This window comes from Streptomyces beigongshangae (genome assembly GCF_019710745.1).
Classification (GTDB): Bacteria; Actinomycetota; Actinomycetes; order Streptomycetales; family Streptomycetaceae; genus Streptomyces; species Streptomyces beigongshangae.
Genome location: NZ_JAHKJW010000008.1, coordinates 1 through 16,787, shown reverse-complemented (window position 1 = coordinate 16,787; position 16,787 = coordinate 1). Strand labels below are relative to the sequence as shown.

The following is a 16,787-nucleotide window of genomic DNA, read 5'->3' as shown; positions in this document are numbered from 1 at the left end:
CGGTGACAGAGGTCACTCGGAGTTCATGCGCGTTCGCAGGCACGGATCGGCCCGTTCCGGCGTCTCTACAAGTGCCCGGCTCATCCGTCCGCAGTTCGTCCGTCTGTCACAAGGGAGCAAGGCGTTGTCCACCGTTATCGAGCAGCCCGTTGAGGCCCGCCTCGTCGCCGCCGCGCCGCGGATGCCGAGCATTCCCGCGACACTCGGCTACGACCCGCGCGATCCCTTCGCCGTCCGCATGTCCTTCCCGGCCCCGTCCACGCTCGAAGGCGTGGAGGTGTGCTGGACCTTCGCCCGCGAGCTGCTCGCCTCGGGTCTGGAGGAGGAGGTGGGACACGGGGACGTGCGGGTGCGGCCGTACGGGTACGACCGCATCGTCCTGGAGTTCCACGCTCCGGAGGGCACCGCGGTGATCCATGTGCGCGCCGGTGAACTGCGGCACTTCCTGGACAGCTCGACGGAGCTGGTGCCGGTCGGTCTGGAGCACCTGCACCAGGACCTGGACCACGACCTGGCCGAACTGCTGCGCGACCCCTGCTGACGTCCGACGCGGCCGAAGCGACCCACGCGGCCTACGCGGTCGGCTCGATCGGCTCGGGCGAAGCCGCGGGTCGGGGGGTCTGCGCGGGTCGGCGGCTCGTACGTGCCCGTGCCCGGCAGCTCCCGTCCGGCACGGGGAGCGGCGCGGTCGACCGGCGCGGAGACGCGGCCGCCGCGGCGGTCAGTCCCCCGGCGGCGCCGTCATCGTCACCGCCGCCGCCACCGCCGATCTGACCTCCTGGACCGCCTGGTGCAGGGTCGGGGCCGCCGGTCCGCTGCGCTCGGCCAGGGCCGCGACGCGGGCCTCGTACCGCCGCCGCTCCTCGGCCGACAGGAGCGTGCGGAGTTCGGCCGCGGCGGCCAGGGAGACGAGTGCCGCGTCCCGCGCGGACACCTCCTCCACCGGCACCGGTCCCGTCAGCGCCAGGCGCGCCTCCTCGCGCAGCCCCTCCACGACGGCCACGCGGTCGATCTCGTAGTCCACGGACGGGAAGACGCCGAGCACCCGTGTCTTCTCCGCGCGCAGATAGCCGTCGGCGGCGAGCTGCGCCTCCACGGCGTCCAGGGTGATGCGGGCCCGCAGAGTGACCCAGGTCTTCCACTTGTGCGGCCGGGACTCCTCGACGAGTTCCAGGAGCCCGTCGAGGGCCGGGTCCCCGGTCCGGCCGTCGGGGGTGGTGGGCGTGGCGACGCCGTCCGCGTCGGCCAGCAGCCCGCGCTGCGCCAGCTCGGTGAGGGCACCGGCCCGTACCAGGTGCGGCACCTGGGAAGCGGCGGTGACCTTGCCTTTCGTCGTGTCCCACGCCAGCAGGTAGAGACGGGCGGGCAGCGAGAGCGGACCGTTGAGCACAGAGTCTCCTTCGGGCGGTCGGGATCGGGGGGCAGGTTAATCCGTTGACAGCGACACGGCCCCCTCCTACGGTTTGGAGCGGTCCTGTCGCCGCCGATTGGAGAAGGACGTTGCTCGTCTGAGGTCATGAGACACCGCGTCGCACACGTATCCGTGTGGGCGCAGCGTGCGACCTCGGCTCCGAGCCGTCCCGCGGAACAGGGCTTCTCCCCGTCCCGCGAAAGCCCCGGAGGACTCCGTCCTTCCGGCCGTCGCCGCCCCACGGTGTCTCGATACGTGTCGTCCTGACCGCATCCAGCACTGCGAGGCCCGTATGTCTAGTGCCCCCACTTCCGTCACCTGCACCTCCCTGTCCTTCGCCTGGCCCGACGGCACTCCCGTCCTCGACGACCTCCAGGTGGCGTTCGGTCCCGGCAGGACCGGACTCGTCGGCGTCAACGGATCGGGGAAGTCGACCCTCCTGAAGCTGATCGCGGGGGAGCTCACCCCCACCGGCGGCACCGTCCGCGTCACGGGCGAGGTGGGCCGGCTGCCGCAGAACGTCACGCTCGACACCGGGCTCCGGGTCGACGAGGTCCTCGGCATCGCCGCCAGGCGCGCCGCGCTGCACGCCATCGAGGCGGGTGACGTGTCCGAGGAGCACTTCGACGTCGTGGGCGACGACTGGGACGTCGAGGAGCGCGCCCTGGCGACGCTCGGCGAACTGGGCCTGGGCCACATCGGCCTGGACCGCACGACCGGCGAGGTCTCCGGCGGCGAGTCGGTCCTGCTGCGCCTGGCCGCGCTGCTGCTGCGCCGGCCCGACGTGCTGCTCCTCGACGAACCCACCAACAACCTCGACCTGTACGCGCGCCGGCGGCTGTACGCGGCCGTCGAGGCCTGGCCCGGCGTCCTGGTCGTGGTCAGCCACGACCGCGAACTGCTGGACCTGGTCGATCAGGTCGCCGACCTGCGCTCCGGCGAGGTCACCTGGTACGGCGGCAACTACTCGGCGTACCAGGAGGCCCTCGCCACCGAGCAGGAGGCGGCCGAGCGCATGGTCCGCGTCGCCGGGTCCGATCTGCGCAAGCAGAAGCGCGAGCTGGCCGACGCGCAGGTCAAGCTGGCCCGCCGCAAGCGGTACGGCCAGAAGATGTTCGAGCAGAAGCGCGAGCCGAAGATCGTGATGGGGGCCCGCAAACGTTCGGCCCAGGAGTCCGCGGGCAAGCACCGCATCATGCACGAGGAGAAGCTCGCCGAGGCGAAGGAGCGGCTCGACGACGCCGTGGACGCCGTGCGGGACGACGACGAGATCCGCGTCGACCTGCCGTACACGGCCGTGCCGCCGGGTCGTACGGTCCTCACGCTCCTGGACCTGCGACTGGCGTACGGGGCGGGCGCGGTGGGCTCCTTCGATCTGCGCGGGCCCGAGCGGGTCGCGCTGGTCGGCCGCAACGGCGCGGGCAAGACGACGCTGCTGCGGACGGTCGCCGGGGAGCTGGAACCCGTTTCCGGGGAGGCGCGGACCCATGTGCCGATGCGCTTCCTGCCCCAGCGCCTCGACGTGCTCGACGACGGGCTGACGGTCGCCGAGAACGTGGCCCGGTTCTCGCCGGGCGCCACCAACAACCGGGTCCGGGCGCGGCTCGCGCGCTTCCTGTTCCGGGGCACCCGGGCCGACCGGCCCGCGGCGACGCTCTCCGGCGGCGAACGCTTCCGGGCGGCGCTGGCCGCGCTGATGCTCGCCGAGCCGGCGCCGCAGCTCCTCATGCTCGACGAGCCGACCAACAACCTCGACATGGCGAGCGTGCGGCAGCTGACCACGGCGCTGGAGTCGTACGAGGGAGCGCTGATCGTGGCCAGCCACGACATCCCGTTCCTGGAGTCGATCGGGATCACGCGCTGGCTGCTGCTGGAGGGGGAACTGCGGGAAATCACGCCGGAGGCTGTCGGGCATCCCGGCTGCTGAACGAGGCGGCGCTCGCCCCCCGGAGCGGCACGGGGCCGGGGGCCGGGCCGGAGGCCGGGTCGTCTTCGCGGGGACGCCCCGGGAGCTGCTGGGGGCGCGGGGGTCGTTCACGGCGGAGCACCTGCGGCGGTTCGTGGGGCGCCCCTGAAGGGGCGCGGGGAACCGCGCGGCCGGCCCGCGCGCACCCTCACCCTCCCGCCACGCACCCGCAGGCGCCACCACGGGGCGGATGCGGGCGCGTCCGCCACGATCCCCTCTCCTCCCCCGCACCGCGAAAGGCTGTCGCCCACCCGGCGCGGGCTGCATGATGTGCGGGAACACACCCTGCCGAGACGGAGACCCGTACGTGCCCAGCCGGAAAGCCCTCGTCCGCCGTCCCGGTCCCCGCCTGGCCGAAGGTCTCGTCACGCACCTGGAGCGCACTCCCGTCGACGCCGCCCTGGCGGCCGAGCAGTGGGAGGCGTACGCGCAGGCGCTGCGCACCCACGGCTGGGAGACCGTCGAGGTGGAGCCCGCCGACGACCTCCCCGACTCCGTGTTCGTCGAGGACGCGGTGGTCGTCTTCCGCAACGTGGCCCTGATCGGCCGCCCCGGCGCGGAGTCCCGGCGCGAGGAGACCGCCGGGGTCGAGGAGGCGGTCGCGCGGCTCGGCTGCTCGGTGAACTGGGTGTGGGAACCGGGCACCCTCGAGGGCGGCGACGTCCTCAAGGTCGGCGACACGGTCTACGCGGGTCTCGGCGGGCGCACCAACGGAGCCGGCATCCAGCAGCTGAGGGCCGCGTTCGAACCGCTCGGCGCCCGCGTCGTCGCCGTGCCGGTGAGCCGGGTGCTGCACCTGAAGTCGGCCGTCACCGCCCTGCCGGACGGCACGGTCGTCGGGTACGGGCCGCTGGTGGACACGCCCTCGCTGTTCCCGCGCTTCCTGGCGGTGCCGGAGGAGTCCGGCTCGCACGTCGTCCTGCTGGGCGGCGGCAAGCTCCTGATGGCGGCGAGCGCGCCCAGGACCGCCGACCTGTTCGCCGGCCTCGGTCTCGAACCCGTCCTCGTGGACATCAGCGAGTTCGAGAAGCTCGAAGGCTGTGTGACATGCCTCTCGGTACGGTTGCGGGAGCTGTACGACTGACACCCCGGCGGACCGCCCGTACGGCCCCGGGACCTGCGCGTCCGCCTGAGGAACGGGCCCGTATGCATGGCATGGGGCTTTGCGGAGAGATCTCTGCCGATCAGCCTTCCTTACGGCGCGCTTAACCTACGGCATCGTAACCTACGGGTACGTAGCCTACGATGCCGTAGGTTTGTATTGCCGCTCAGCATTTCCGTCCCCCTGGAGCAACCGTGACGATCACTTCTCCCCATCTCGGCAGCCCGTCCTCCGACTGGACCGACGCCCGCCTGCTGTACGCGCTGGAAGAAGTGGTGGAGACCGAACTCAACCGTCATCTGAAGGTCGCCAAGGACTGGATGCCGCACGAGTACGTGCCCTGGTCCGACGGTCGCAACTTCCCCGGATTCTTCGAGGACGGCGAGGCATGGGGCAAGGAGCAGTCCAAGGTCACCGAGCTCGGCCGCATCGCGCTGGTAGTGAACCTCCTGACCGAGGACAACCTGCCCAGCTACCACCACGAGATCGCTTCCCTGTTCGGCCGCGACGGCGCCTGGGGCACCTGGGTGCACCGCTGGACCGCCGAGGAGGGCCGGCACGGCATCGTGATGCGCGACTACCTGCTCGCGTCGCGCGCCGTGGACCCGGACCAGCTGGAAGCCTTCCGCATGCAGCACATGAGTGAGGGCTTCGAGTCGGACAACCGCCACTCGATGCTGCACTCCGTGGCGTACGTCGCCTTCCAGGAGCTCGCGACCCGCGTCTCGCACCGCAACACCGGGCACCAGTCGGGCGACCCGGTCTGCGACCGCATGCTGGCGCGCATCGCGACCGACGAGAACCTGCACATGGTCTTCTACCGCAACCTGCTCAAGGCCGCGTTCGAGCTCGCCCCCGACCTGACCATGCAGGCCGTGCGGGACGTCATCGTCAACTTCCGGATGCCCGGACACGGCATGCCCGGCTTCGAGCGCGCCGCCGCCCAGATGGCGATCGGCGAGGTCTACAACATGCGCATCCACCACGACGACGTGCTGATGCCGGTGCTGCGTCACCTCAAGGTCCTGGAGTTCGACGGTCTGGGCCCCGAGGGACTCAAGGCCCAGGAGGAGCTCGGCCTCTACATGAACGGCCTGGACGCCGAGGCCCTCAAGTTCGACGAGAAGCTCGCGACCCGCAAGGCCCGCATGGCGGCCCGCGCCGCCGCGATGTAACCCCGCTCCGCGTCGCGCCCTGCCCCGGTGTCGTGCATGCCGTGCATGCCGTGCATGCCGCGCGCCCGGGCAGGGCGTCTGCGTCCCTCGTGCGCCGTCATCCGGGCCCGCGTCGTGTCACCGACACCGGCCACCGGCCGGCGGCGCCTCAGTGCTGGGCGCGCCGGAGCACGAGTCGCTCCTTCTCCGACAGGCCGCCCCAGACACCGAAGCGTTCGTCATGGCTGAGCGCGTACTCCAGACACGCGGAGCGCATCTCGCACATTCCGCAGATCTGCTTCGCCTCCCGCACCGAGCTGCCCGGCTCGGGGAAGAAGAACTCGGATCCGGTCTGGGCGCACAGCGCCTGTTCCTGCCAGGAGAGGTCGGCTGCGGCGGTGGTGTCATTGCGCATGCCGGCGATCGTGCCGCGTGTCGAAAAACGTTCGATCAACGCCGCATCAACGCGTGCCCGCCCCGCCGGCTCCCGTACGCCGGGGCCTGCGCCGGTCCGCGGTCCGGGGTGCCACCGGACCCGATGATGCCCGCGGCGCCGGGCGGGCGCACAGCGGCGCGCCGCGACGTGATGCGATGTGCGGTGAGGTGCGCTGAGGTGACGTGACACACGGTGATGCGCTGCGGATCCACAGCCGTCGCTCCGGACCGTCCGGCCGACCGGCCACCCGACCGGCCGGCCCCCCGACCGACCGGCCGCCGTCCGCCGTCCGCCACTCGGCGTCCACGCGGACCGGATCACAGCGGCTGACGCAGCTGCGTCAGCACCGTACGCAGAGCCCGGGAGACGGCCTCGCGGGACTCGTCCGTCGGTCCGTGCGTCTCGAAGCCGTGCCGGCCGTGCGGGACGTCGATCGTCCGGACCGGGGTCTTCGTCTCCTCCGCCGCTGTCATGAACTCCTCCACCGTGGCGGCGATCTGCGGTGTCTCCAGGCCCGCCCGGGTCAGCACCAGCGGTGGCGGCGTCCCGGCGCCGGCCCGGAGCGCGCCGACCGGGTCGAAGCGGGGACCTACCGCGCCCCAGCCCGGGAGCGGGGCCAGGATCGGATAGGTGAGGGCCAGGCAGCGCAGCCACGGGGGCGGGTCGGTGATCCAGTCCGCGGCGAGCAGTCCCGCGCCGGAGAAGATCCACAGGGCGACGCGCCGGGCGTCCACGCGCGGGTCGGCCCGCAGCAGTTCGAGAGCCTCGGCCACGTCGTCCGCGGCCCGCGCGTAGTCGGTGAGGCCGTGCAGTCGGTGCGCCACGACGGCTCCCACCGCGCCCAGCTGCGCCGTGCAGCGGGCGTAACCGAGGTAGAAGGGTGAGTCGCGCGGCGCGGGACCGGCGTCGGGCGGCACGGGACCGCCGTGCACGAACAGCACCGCGGGCCACGGCCCGTGCGCTTCCGGTGCTGCTCCTGGTCCTGATCCGGGTTCGGGTTCGGGTTCCGGTTCGGGGAAGTGCAGGTCCACGCGTCCGGTGCGCACCCGCGGGTGCTCCGGGGGGTCGAAGAGGAAGGGCCGGGCGAGCGGGGACTCGCCCTCGGGCGCGGTCAGCCGGTGCCCTTCGCCCGCCGCCGCGCGCAGCAGCAGTGCGCCCAGTTCGTCCGGGCGGGACAGCATCGGCCAGTGACCCGTGGCCAGTTCGAAGAAACCGACTCGTGGATCGGCCAGCTTCCGGAACTGCGGCGGACCGGTGCGTACCAGCGCCTCGACCAGTTCCAGGGTCGTCCCTCCCGCCGTGCACAGGATGCCGCTGACCGGGACGGCACTGGCGGCGCCGGTCAGCCGCAGCGGTTGTGTCAGTGTGCGCGGCGGTTGCGGGGCTGCCTGCCGGCTCAGCAGTTCCAGCTGCCGGGCCGACAGGCCTTCCGTGCTGCCCCACCGCTGCCACTGCGCCGGGTCCGGCGGCGGGACCGGCCCCGGACCGCCCTCCGCACGCAGCAGTTCGTGCACCGCCGGGTCCGGCACCAGGGCCAGCGCCGCTTCACCGTCCTGCGGCATTCCCGCGTCCAGGTGGACGATCCGCGCGACCCGCTCCGGACGGCGGTCCGCGGCGCCCAGTACCGGATGGATGGCGTAGTCGTGCCCGACCAGCACCAATTCCCCGGACGACTTCGAGGGCCCCAGGGAGTCGATCAGCCGGACCACGTCCTCGACATGCGTCTCCAGATCGGCTCCGGCCTCCCTGCTCAGCGTCACCGGGTGCGCCTCGGCGCCCGCCTCCCGCAACCGCCCGGTCACCTCGTTCCAGATCCGTCCGCCGGTGAACGGACCGGAGACCAGGATGAACACGGACATCGGTACCTCCAGGGGGTGGGTTCGTCATGGGTAACCTAGGAACTCCCCCTGAGGGAGGTTCAACCCTTGGCCCCGGACGGCACCCTGAGCATCGGCGAACTGGCGGCGCGGACGCGGACCACGGTCAAGACCGTCCGCTTCTACTCCGACCAGGGCCTGCTGCCCGAAGCCGCACGCAGCGCCGGCGGCCACCGCCGTTACGGTCCCGAGGCGCCGGCCCGGCTGCGGATGATCCGCGCGCTGCGCTCGCTCGACGTGCCCGTTCCCGAGATCGGGCGGCTCCTCGACCGCGGGGACACCCTGGAGGCCGTCGTGGCACGCCGGCTGGCCGGTCTCGGGACCGAACTCGCCGCCATGCGCTGGCGCGAGGCCGCGCTGCGTGCCGTCCAGGACAGCACGCCGGAACAGCTCGCGGAACGCCTGGAACTGATCGGGGCGGTCAGTGTGCCGCCCGACACCTCCGCCCTCGCGCACTACTGGCGCCGCCTGCTGCCGGTCCGTCTCTCCGCCCGGCTGCGCGGTGCCGTCACGGAGGCGGCCGTCCCGCAGCCGCCGGCCGACCCGACTCCGGACCAGGTGCTCGCCTTCGCCCGCCTGCACGCCCTCGCGACGGCCGCCACGGACCACTGCCTCGTGTCCCACCGGCCCGCCGGCGTCGCGCACCCGGACCTGCTCTACGGCGGTCTGCACGAGGCGTACCGGCTGGTGGACGCCGCCCTGCGGGCCGGTCGCGGCGCCCCCGGCCCGGGTGAGGCGCTGGACTGCTACGTCACCGCCCACGCCCGTGCCGCCGGAACCCACGACAGCCCCGCCTTCCGGCGCGACCTCGCGGCCCGGCTCACCGTGGAGGACCACCCCGTGATGACCCGCTACTGGGAGCTGGCCGGGCAGTCGGCGCCCGGCCTGACCCTCGGCGGGGCGGACTCCTGGCTGCGCGGGGCACTGGCCACGAGCACGGTGGAGGGCTGAGCCTGCGCAGGGCTGCCGCCACCGGCGGCGGGGCGTCTCCTGCGGCGTCGGCATACGGCCACGTCCGCCTGCTGCACGGACCCGGCCACCGACCACCGGGCGCGTGTCGTGCACGCCGCCCCGCCCGTCGGGTACGCCTTCCCGGTCGGGTACGCCTTCCCGTACGACTGCGACGACGTACGTCCCGACGCCCGGCCCGGCGTCTCCGGCGCGGCCCGTGACGGCAGTCCCCGTCGCTTCACGGCCCCGGTGGGCGCGCAGCGCAGCGCCGCGCCCCGCGCCGGGTGCGGGTCCCTGCCGGGCGGGCGCTACGCGGAGGCCCGCCGGACCAGCGTCGTGGGCAGCACGACGCTGGAAGGTGCTTCCGCCACGTCCTCCCCCGCCCGCGCGGACGCGGCCCCCGTGCGCTCCAGTCCGCGCAGCAGCAGCCTCGCCATGAGCCGCCCCATCTCCTCTATGTCCTGCCGGACCGTCGTGAGCGGCGGATCGGCCTGCTCGGTGAACGGCAGCATGTCGTCGAAGCCGACCACGGCGACGTCCTGCGGCACCCGCCGCCCCCGCTCACGCAGCACCCGCAGGGCCCCCGCCGCGGTGAGGTCGTTCGCGGCGAACACGGCGTCCAGGTCGGGGCAGCGGTCCAGGAGCTCCCGCATGGCCCGCTCCCCGCCGCCCAGGGTGAAGTCGCTCTCCACGGTCAGCCCGGGGTCGGCGTCCACCATGACGTCGCGGTATCCGTCGAGTCGGTCGACCGCCGAGGTCTGGTCGAGGGCGCCGGTGATGTGGGCGACGCGCCTGCGTCCGAGTCCGACGAGGTGCCGGACGGCCTCCCGGGCGCCGCCCCTGTTGTCGGAGTCGACGTAGACCGCGCCGCGCGACCCGTCCCTCCAGCCGGGGCGTCCCCCGTACACGGTGGGCACCCCGCGGATCAGGCCCGGCAGCGGGTCGTCGAGGTGCAGCGAGAAGACGAGCGCGCCGTCGACGTGGCCGCCGGCGAGGTAGCGCGCCACGCGGGCGTGGTCGTCGCGCCCTTCGGTGAGCAGCAGTACGAGCTGGGAGTCGTGGGCGGTGAGTTCCTTGCTGATGCCGCGCAGCTGCAGGGCGAAGAAGGGGTCCGCGAAGACCCGGGTCTCCGGTTCGGCGATCACCACGGCGACCGCGTCGTGCCGGCGGGTGACGAGGCTGCGGGCTGCCTGGTTCGGGACGTAACCGAGTTCCTCGACCGCGCGCCTGACCCGCTCGACCAGGGGTTCGCGCACGCCGTCGCCGCCGTTGACGACGCGCGACACGGTGGCCCGGGAGACTCCGGCCCGGGCGGCCACGGCCTCCAGCGTCGGGCGGGGCTCTGTCGACTGCTCGGTCACCTCGGGGCTCCTCAGGGCGGCGGTTGCCGATCAGGATAGCCGTCGTTCGACCGGTCGTTGAGAGCGCTCCCGAGCGGGCGGGAAGGGGGGTGCGCGGTTCCTCACGCCCCTGGGAACGGACTGCACGTCGGGTGCGGGTGCGCCGTGGCCGGGCGCGCCGTTCCCCGCACCCCTGAAAAGCGGGGCGCGGTTCCCCGTGGAGCGGCTCAGTGTTCGTGCGGCTCGTACCCCGGGATCGTGCCGTCCGCCTTCTTCACCAGGAACAGGCCCGCCATCCCCATGTCGGAGTGGCTCTGGACGTGGCAGTGGTACATCCACGCGCCGGGACCGACACCCTCCCCCGCGATCACCTGGAAGCCGAACGAGTCGGCGGGTCCGACGATCTTGTTGTCGATGACCTGGCTCGGGTCGTCGGGGCCGGTCAGCATGCCGGTGCGGTTGTCGGCCCAGCGGTGACCGTGCACATGGAAGGTGTGGTAGTACTCGCCGTGCGTGATCGAGACGAACTCGACCCGGTCCCCCACGGTCGCCTCGAAGTCGGGGCTGTCGTGGCCGGGTCTGTTGTTGATCGTCATGTCGTTGAAGACGATCGTGTGGGTCCTGTCGGGGAGGATGTCGCCCTTGCGGCGGACTATCACCGGACCGTAGAGGCCCTTGCGGATGCCGCCCGTGCCGTGCTCGGTGCCGACGACGTGGTCGTGGTAGTGCCAGTAGCCCGCGCTGCCCGCCCGCCAGGTGCCGTCCTTGCGGCGGCCCGGGGCGTGGGTGCGCCAGGTGTACGTGTGGGTGCCGCCCGGCTCGACGTGCGACCCGCTGAGCTTCGTGCCGTCGCTGGACACCTCGTAGTCCAGGCCGTGCACGTGCAGGCTCGCCGCCACGTCCATCGTGTTCTCGACCTCGATGTGCAGCGTGTCGCCCTCGTTGAGCTCGATCAGCGGGCCGGGGATCGTGGCCGCGCCCTTCTGGAGTCCGTAGCCCATCTGGCCGTCGGGGAGTTTCTCCATGTAGAGTTTGAGGTGCCTGACCTCGCCGCCCGCGGGGGCGGTACGGGCCGCCCCGTCGGCGCCGGCGGCGCTGTCGGCGGACGTGGCGTCCTTCGCGGCGACGAGTGACAACGATGTCGCCACCGTGGCCACGGCAGCCCCGCCCAGCATCATCCGACGGCTGAAGCCACGCCGGTCCGTCGCGTCCGCGGCGCCCGCACCCGTGATGCCCTTCGCGCCCGTGGCGCCCATGTCGTCCGTGGTGCCCATGCCGAACTCTCCCAACCTGCAATGCGATCAACAGACTTGACGGATCTGGCGGAACCGCGTGGCGGAGACGAACTGGTGAGACGGTAGTGGCATCGCCTTCGTTTATCCACACTCAGGACAAAGTTCGTGCGATCCCGGTCATAGCTATTGGCGACCTCCGCGAAAAGGTCTAGCTTCCATGGCGCTGTTGCTGTGACCGAGGAGGATGGGGTGACCACATGCGGCCCACACCGCATCAAACGCCACTGCCCGTAAGGAAGTTGGCCAGAAACAGACGCAGAGGCCGGATGGCCGCGGTGGCCGCCGGAGTCGTCGCCGCAGGTGTGCTGTCGGGTCCTGCCGTCAGCGCGCGCCCGGCGCCCGAGCCACCGCTGACAACGATGTCGATCACGTCGCCCCCCGGTAGTTCCGACGTCCGGGTGCTGATCTACCACGGGTCCGCGGCGGACGGCGAGGAGTCGCCCGTCGTCAACGCCGGTATCGAGGCGATCGAGGAGATCGGCCAGACGGGTCCCGCGGCCGGACGGTTCAGGGTGACGGCCACCGACGACGCCTCGGTCTTCACCAACGGGACGCGCCTCGGCCGCTTCAACGCCGTCGTCTTCCTGACCGGCGGCGGCGACGTCCTCGGACCGGAGCAGGAGGCCGGTCTGGAGGCGTACATGGAGGCGGGCGGCGGCTTCCTCGGCATCCATGACGCGGCCCGCGCCGAGCCGTACTCGGACTGGTTCACCGGGCTCGTCGGCGCCCGTCCCGCGGCCGGCGGCCCGACGAACGTGCAGCGGGCCACCGTCGAGGTCGGGGACCGGCGGCATCCGGCCACCCAGGACCTCCCGCTCCAGTGGAAGCGGCCCGACCGGTGGCTGGACTGGGCCAAGAACCCGTCCGGCGACGTGCACACCGTGGCCCGGGTCCGCGAGTCGACGTACCAGCCGGGCACCGGCGCGAACGGCGCCGACCACCCCGTCTCCTGGTGCCGCGACTACGACGGAGGCCGGTCCTTCTACACCGGCATGGGCGGCACGGAGTCCTCGTACGACGAGACGGAGTTCCGCTCGCACCTGCGCGGCGCGCTCGCCTGGACGACCCGGATCTCGCAGGCCGACTGCAAGGCCACCATCAACTCGAACTACAAGGCGGAGCGGCTGACCCAGCCCAACCAGCCGGGACAGAACGACCAGATCGGCGAGCCGCACGGCCTGGTCACCGCCCCGGACGGCCGGGTGTTCTACATCGGCCGCGGCGGCGCCGACTCCTCGCAGCCGGTCGTCACGGACTGGAACGACCCGGACATCGGCAAGGGCAGGGGCGAGATCCACGTCTACGACCCGAAGAGCAGGAAGGTCACGCTGGCCGGCACGCTCGACGTCTTCGGCAACAAGGGCGGCGGCGACGAGCTGACCAAGGTCGAGGAGGGCCTGCTCGGCATCGAGCTGGACCCGCGGTTCGCGGAGAACGGCTGGGTGTACCTGCACTACACGCCGCACTCCCGGATCGACCGCGACAAGCGGATGGCGGAGCGGTACGTCTCCCGCTTCACGTACAGCTCGCGGACGAGCAGGCTGGACCTGAACAGCGAGAAGGTCCTGCTGAAGTGGCCGGTGCAGATCCACAGCTGCTGCCACGCGGGCGGCGGGATGGCCTGGGACTCCAAGGGCAACCTGTACATCGCCACCGGTGACAACAACTCCAGCGGCTTCAGCGACGGCTACTCGGGCAACAACCCGCAGCCGAACTACAAGGGCGTCTCCTTCGCGGACGCGCGCCGCACGGCGGGCAACACCAACAACCTGAACGGCAAGATCCTGCGCATCCACCCGGAGCAGGACGGCACCTACACCCTGCCCGAGGGGAACCTCTTCACGGGCGAGGAGACCGCCGAGGGCGGCGGCAAGACGCGCGGCGAGATCTACGTGATGGGCGTCAGGAACCCGGCGCGCATCTCCGTCGACAAGAAGACGGACACCCTGTACGCGGGCTGGGTCGGCCCGGACGCCGGGTCGCCCTCGACGACCTGGGGCCCGGCGAAGTACGACACGTTCGCCGCGATCACCGAGCCGGGCAACCACGGCTGGCCGTACTGCATGGGCAACAAGCAGCCCTACCGGGACCGCAACCTGCCCGACCCGACGAAGCCGCTGGGCTGGTACGACTGCAACGCGCCGAAGAACGAGTCGCCGAACAACGACGGTCTCGTGAACCTGCCGCCGGTCACGTCGAACACCATCTGGTACTCGCCCCAGGGCGGCGGCCCGGACTTCCCGCGTGACGCGAACGGCATCCCGTCGTACAAGGCGGCGGAGCAGAAGTTCCTGCTGCCGTGGCTGAAGGGCGGCGGCCAGGCGGCCATGGACGGGCCCGTCTACCGGTACGACGAGAACTCGGCGAGCGCCGCGAAGTGGCCCGCGTACTGGGACGGCAAGTGGTTCGTCGGCGACTTCTACGACGCCGACCAGCCGCGCCACGCCGTGCTCCTGGACCCGAAGACGACCGGACAGGGCGGCATCCCGGTGCACGCCGAGTCCCTGAAGAAGATCGTGCCCATCGGCAACGACGGCATCAAGAACCTCATGGACTGGAAGTTCGGCCCGGACGGCACGCTGTACGTCCTCGACTACGGCCGTGGCTTCTTCACCTCGGACTCCAGGTCCGCGCTGTGGCAGGTGACGTACAAGGGCGGCGGCCCCACTCCCGCCGCCGACCAGCTCGCCCGGGAGGCGCAGTGACGAGCACGGCGAACACCGGAAGGCCGGGAAGGCCGGGAAGGCCGGGAAGCCGGAGAACCGGCCGGCTGTGGACGGCGCTGCTGGCGTCCCTGCTGATGGTGCTGGGCCTCGCGGCCACCTCGGCGTCCGGCCAGAGCGACAGCACCCCGTCCGGGAGGGCCGCCGCCGCGCAGACGCTCACCTGGACGGCCGGGAACGACATCGACAAGTACGCGTCCGCGCCCGCCACGGCGGTCGCGGGCCCGACGACGATCGTCTTCGAGAACAGCGAGGCGACCGGCAACACGACGGGCATGCCGCACACGCTGACGTTCGACGTGTCCGACCCGGAGTACCAGAACGACGTCCCGCTGAACATCCTGGCCAACCCGAACGACGACCAGGGCGGCCGGCACACGGCCGAGGTGACGCTCACCCCGGGCCGGTACCGCTACTACTGCACCATCCCCGGCCACGGTCAGATGCAGGGCATCCTCGTGGTCACGGAGGGCACCGGCGAGGACACCACCGCGCCGGAGACCTCCGCCCGGGTCAGCGGGGTGAAGAACGCCGAGGGCGCGTACGTCGGTTCGGCGACCGTGACGATCGGCGCGACGGACGCCGGTTCGGGCGTGGAGCGCGTCGAGTACGCGATCGGCGACGCGGGTGCCTGGCAGCCGTACACCACGCCCGTGGTGGTCGACCAGGTCGGCGCCCACAAGGTCCGCCACCGGGCGCTCGACAAGGCGGGCAACCTCTCCGCGGAGAAGACCGAGGAGTTCTCGGTGGCGGCCCCGTCGACGGAGGACAGGACACCGCCGGACACGTCGGCCGCGGTGAGCGGTGAGCGGAACCCGCAGGGGGAGTACGTGTCCATGGCGACCGTCACGGTGACGGCGTCCGACACCGGCTCCGGCGTCAACACCATCGAGTACGCGCTCGGCGACTCCGGTGCCTGGCAGCCGTACACGGCCCCGGTGATGGTCCACGAGACGGGCGCGCACAAGGTGCGGTTCCGGGCGACGGACAAGGCGGGCAACGCGGCCGCCGAGAAGTCCGTGTCGTTCACCGTCGTGCCGCCGCCCGTGGAGGACACCACTCCCCCGGTGACCGGCGTGAGCGTCGAGGGCACGAAGAACGCGGCCGGGGCGTACATCAACAGCGCCAAGGTGACGGTGACCGCCACCGAGGCGCACGGCGGTTCGGGCGTGGCGGCGATCGAGTACTCGCTCGACGGCGGCCCGTACCTCGCGTACACCGCCCCCGTGGTGGTCGACCGCGCGGGCGCGCACACGGTGGCGTACCGGGCCCGCGACAAGGCGGGCAACACCTCGGACGCCCGGACGGTGAGCTTCACCGTCGCCCCGGGCGGCGGGGTGCCGGCGCCGAACTGCGCCGAGTACGACGAGCGGCTGACGGTCTTCGTCGGCACGGTCGACTCGGGTGTGCCGAACCGGATCACCAACAGCCGGTGCCGCATCAACGAGCTGATCGAGGACGAGAAGGAGTGGACGTCCCACGCGCTGTTCCTCAAGCACGTGAAGAAGGTCCTGGACGCCCTCCTCGACGACGGTGTCCTCGTCCAGCGCGAGTACAGGCTGATCAACCAGGCGGCCAAGCAGTCGGGCATCGGTGAGCCGGGCCAGACCGAGGGGTACCGGACGATCCTCGACGGTACGCAGGCGTCCTTCGACAAGTGGGAGCACGTGGGCGGCGGTTCGTTCGGCCTGAACGGCGACGGGTCCATCACCTCGGGCACCTCCAGGGCCGGTCTGGGCATGCTGTGGTTCCCGGAGCGCAAGTACGGGGACTTCTCGCTGAAGCTCCAGTGGCGCGACGACGCGCCGGGCACGGCGAACGCCAACTCCGGTGTGTTCGTGCGGTTCCCGCAGGTCCACGGCCACCCGGAGGAGTCGCGGCCGGAGTGGGTCGCCATCAAGTACGGGCACGAGATCCAGGAGTTCGACAGTCCCACCGGCGACATGTACAAGACCGGTTCGGTCTACGGCTTCGACCGGGTGGGCCTGGCCGGTGCCGGTGTCACCCAGAAGGGCACCTGGAACGACTACGAGATCCGCGTGGTGGACCAGCACTACTCGATCTACCGCAACGGTGTGCTGATCAACGAGTTCGACAACACCGGTGGCCAGGACTTCACCCCGCCCCGCTCGGACGACCCGGGCACGGACGGGCGGCGGTTCGCCTCCGGCTACATCGGGCTCCAGGTGCACGGCACGACGGACGTGGTGTCCTACCGGGACGTCCGGATCAAGGAGTTGTGATCCCCGGGGGGAGCTCCGGCCCGTGAGGGGTCGTGGCTCCCCCGGAGGCCGTGGCTCCCGAGGGCCGCGGCTCCCCGGGGGCCGTGGTCCCCCGGGGACCACGGCCCCCGCACAGTCGCAGGGTCGCCGTCCTCCCCGGCCCTGCCCGGCCGTACCCGCTTCGGCCCGCCCGGCACCCCCGGGCGGCCGGCGGGTGCGGCCGGTCCCGTGGGGGGACCTGACGACGGGGCCGAACGGCCCCTCCCGACTGCCCCTTGCGGGCGAACCGGGCCCGCGCGGTCCCCGGCCC

Annotated in this window: 12 protein-coding genes; 7 read left to right on the top strand and 5 right to left on the bottom strand. The window is 72.2% G+C overall.

The window, feature by feature from the left end; translation table 11 throughout:
- Positions 1-124: 124 nt before the first annotated feature.
- Positions 125-541, top strand: a complete 417-nt coding sequence (ssgD, locus tag KM933_RS08140; RefSeq protein WP_221349696.1) for a spore wall synthesis regulator SsgD — start codon at positions 125-127, stop codon at positions 539-541.
- A gap of 180 nt (positions 542-721) precedes the next feature.
- On the opposite strand, the gene KM933_RS08135 is transcribed toward ssgD, so the two are convergent.
- Positions 722-1,390 carry a GOLPH3/VPS74 family protein gene (locus KM933_RS08135; protein WP_221349694.1) on the bottom strand — a complete coding sequence of 223 codons (669 nt, stop codon included), beginning with the start codon at positions 1,388-1,390 and terminating at the stop codon, positions 722-724.
- A gap of 313 nt (positions 1,391-1,703) precedes the next feature.
- Between KM933_RS08135 and KM933_RS08130 the strand changes: the two genes are divergently transcribed.
- The 3 genes from KM933_RS08130 to KM933_RS08120 all read left to right on the top strand — a co-directional run bounded on the left by KM933_RS08130 (position 1,704) and on the right by KM933_RS08120 (position 5,654).
- Entirely contained in the window at positions 1,704-3,338 is a 1,635-nt protein-coding gene (locus KM933_RS08130) for an ABC-F family ATP-binding cassette domain-containing protein (RefSeq protein ID WP_221349692.1), read from the top strand.
- Positions 3,339-3,684: 346 nt separating this feature from the next.
- Positions 3,685-4,461 carry a dimethylargininase gene (ddaH, locus tag KM933_RS08125; RefSeq protein WP_221349690.1) on the top strand — a complete coding sequence of 259 codons (777 nt, stop codon included), beginning with the start codon at positions 3,685-3,687 and terminating at the stop codon, positions 4,459-4,461.
- A 212-nt stretch (positions 4,462-4,673) separates the two neighbouring features.
- Positions 4,674-5,654: an acyl-ACP desaturase gene (locus KM933_RS08120; RefSeq protein ID WP_221349688.1), complete on the top strand. Its 981-nt coding sequence runs from the start codon at positions 4,674-4,676 to the stop codon at positions 5,652-5,654.
- A gap of 148 nt (positions 5,655-5,802) precedes the next feature.
- On the opposite strand, the gene KM933_RS08115 is transcribed toward KM933_RS08120, so the two are convergent.
- Together KM933_RS08115 and KM933_RS08110 are read right to left on the bottom strand one after the other, a co-directional pair.
- The gene (locus tag KM933_RS08115) at positions 5,803-6,048 is read right to left on the bottom strand and encodes a WhiB family transcriptional regulator (RefSeq protein ID WP_173894502.1); all 246 of its coding nucleotides are present in this window, start codon (positions 6,046-6,048) and stop codon (positions 5,803-5,805) included.
- 338 nt (positions 6,049-6,386) lie between these two features.
- Positions 6,387-7,928, bottom strand: a complete 1,542-nt coding sequence (locus tag KM933_RS08110) for an alpha/beta hydrolase (protein WP_221349685.1) — start codon at positions 7,926-7,928, stop codon at positions 6,387-6,389.
- A 66-nt stretch (positions 7,929-7,994) separates the two neighbouring features.
- Between KM933_RS08110 and KM933_RS08105 the strand changes: the two genes are divergently transcribed.
- The gene (locus KM933_RS08105) at positions 7,995-8,897 is read left to right on the top strand and encodes a helix-turn-helix domain-containing protein (protein WP_221349683.1); all 903 of its coding nucleotides are present in this window, start codon (positions 7,995-7,997) and stop codon (positions 8,895-8,897) included.
- A 308-nt stretch (positions 8,898-9,205) separates the two neighbouring features.
- Here KM933_RS08105 and KM933_RS08100 read toward each other — a convergent pair whose 3' ends face one another.
- Complete coding sequence (locus KM933_RS08100) at positions 9,206-10,258, bottom strand: LacI family DNA-binding transcriptional regulator (protein WP_221349681.1); 1,053 nt, start codon at positions 10,256-10,258, stop codon at positions 9,206-9,208.
- 206 nt (positions 10,259-10,464) lie between these two features.
- Entirely contained in the window at positions 10,465-11,415 is a 951-nt protein-coding gene (locus KM933_RS08095) for a multicopper oxidase domain-containing protein (protein ID WP_221349946.1), read from the bottom strand.
- 314 nt (positions 11,416-11,729) lie between these two features.
- Between KM933_RS08095 and KM933_RS08090 the strand changes: the two genes are divergently transcribed.
- On the top strand, positions 11,730-14,237 hold the full coding sequence (locus KM933_RS08090; protein ID WP_221349678.1) for a ThuA domain-containing protein: 2,508 nt from the start codon (positions 11,730-11,732) through the stop codon (positions 14,235-14,237).
- Positions 14,238-14,302: 65 nt separating this feature from the next.
- Positions 14,303-16,498, top strand: coding sequence for an OmpL47-type beta-barrel domain-containing protein (locus tag KM933_RS08085; RefSeq protein WP_221349944.1), 2,196 nt, complete (start codon positions 14,303-14,305; stop codon positions 16,496-16,498).
- Positions 16,499-16,787: the final 289 nt, after the last annotated feature.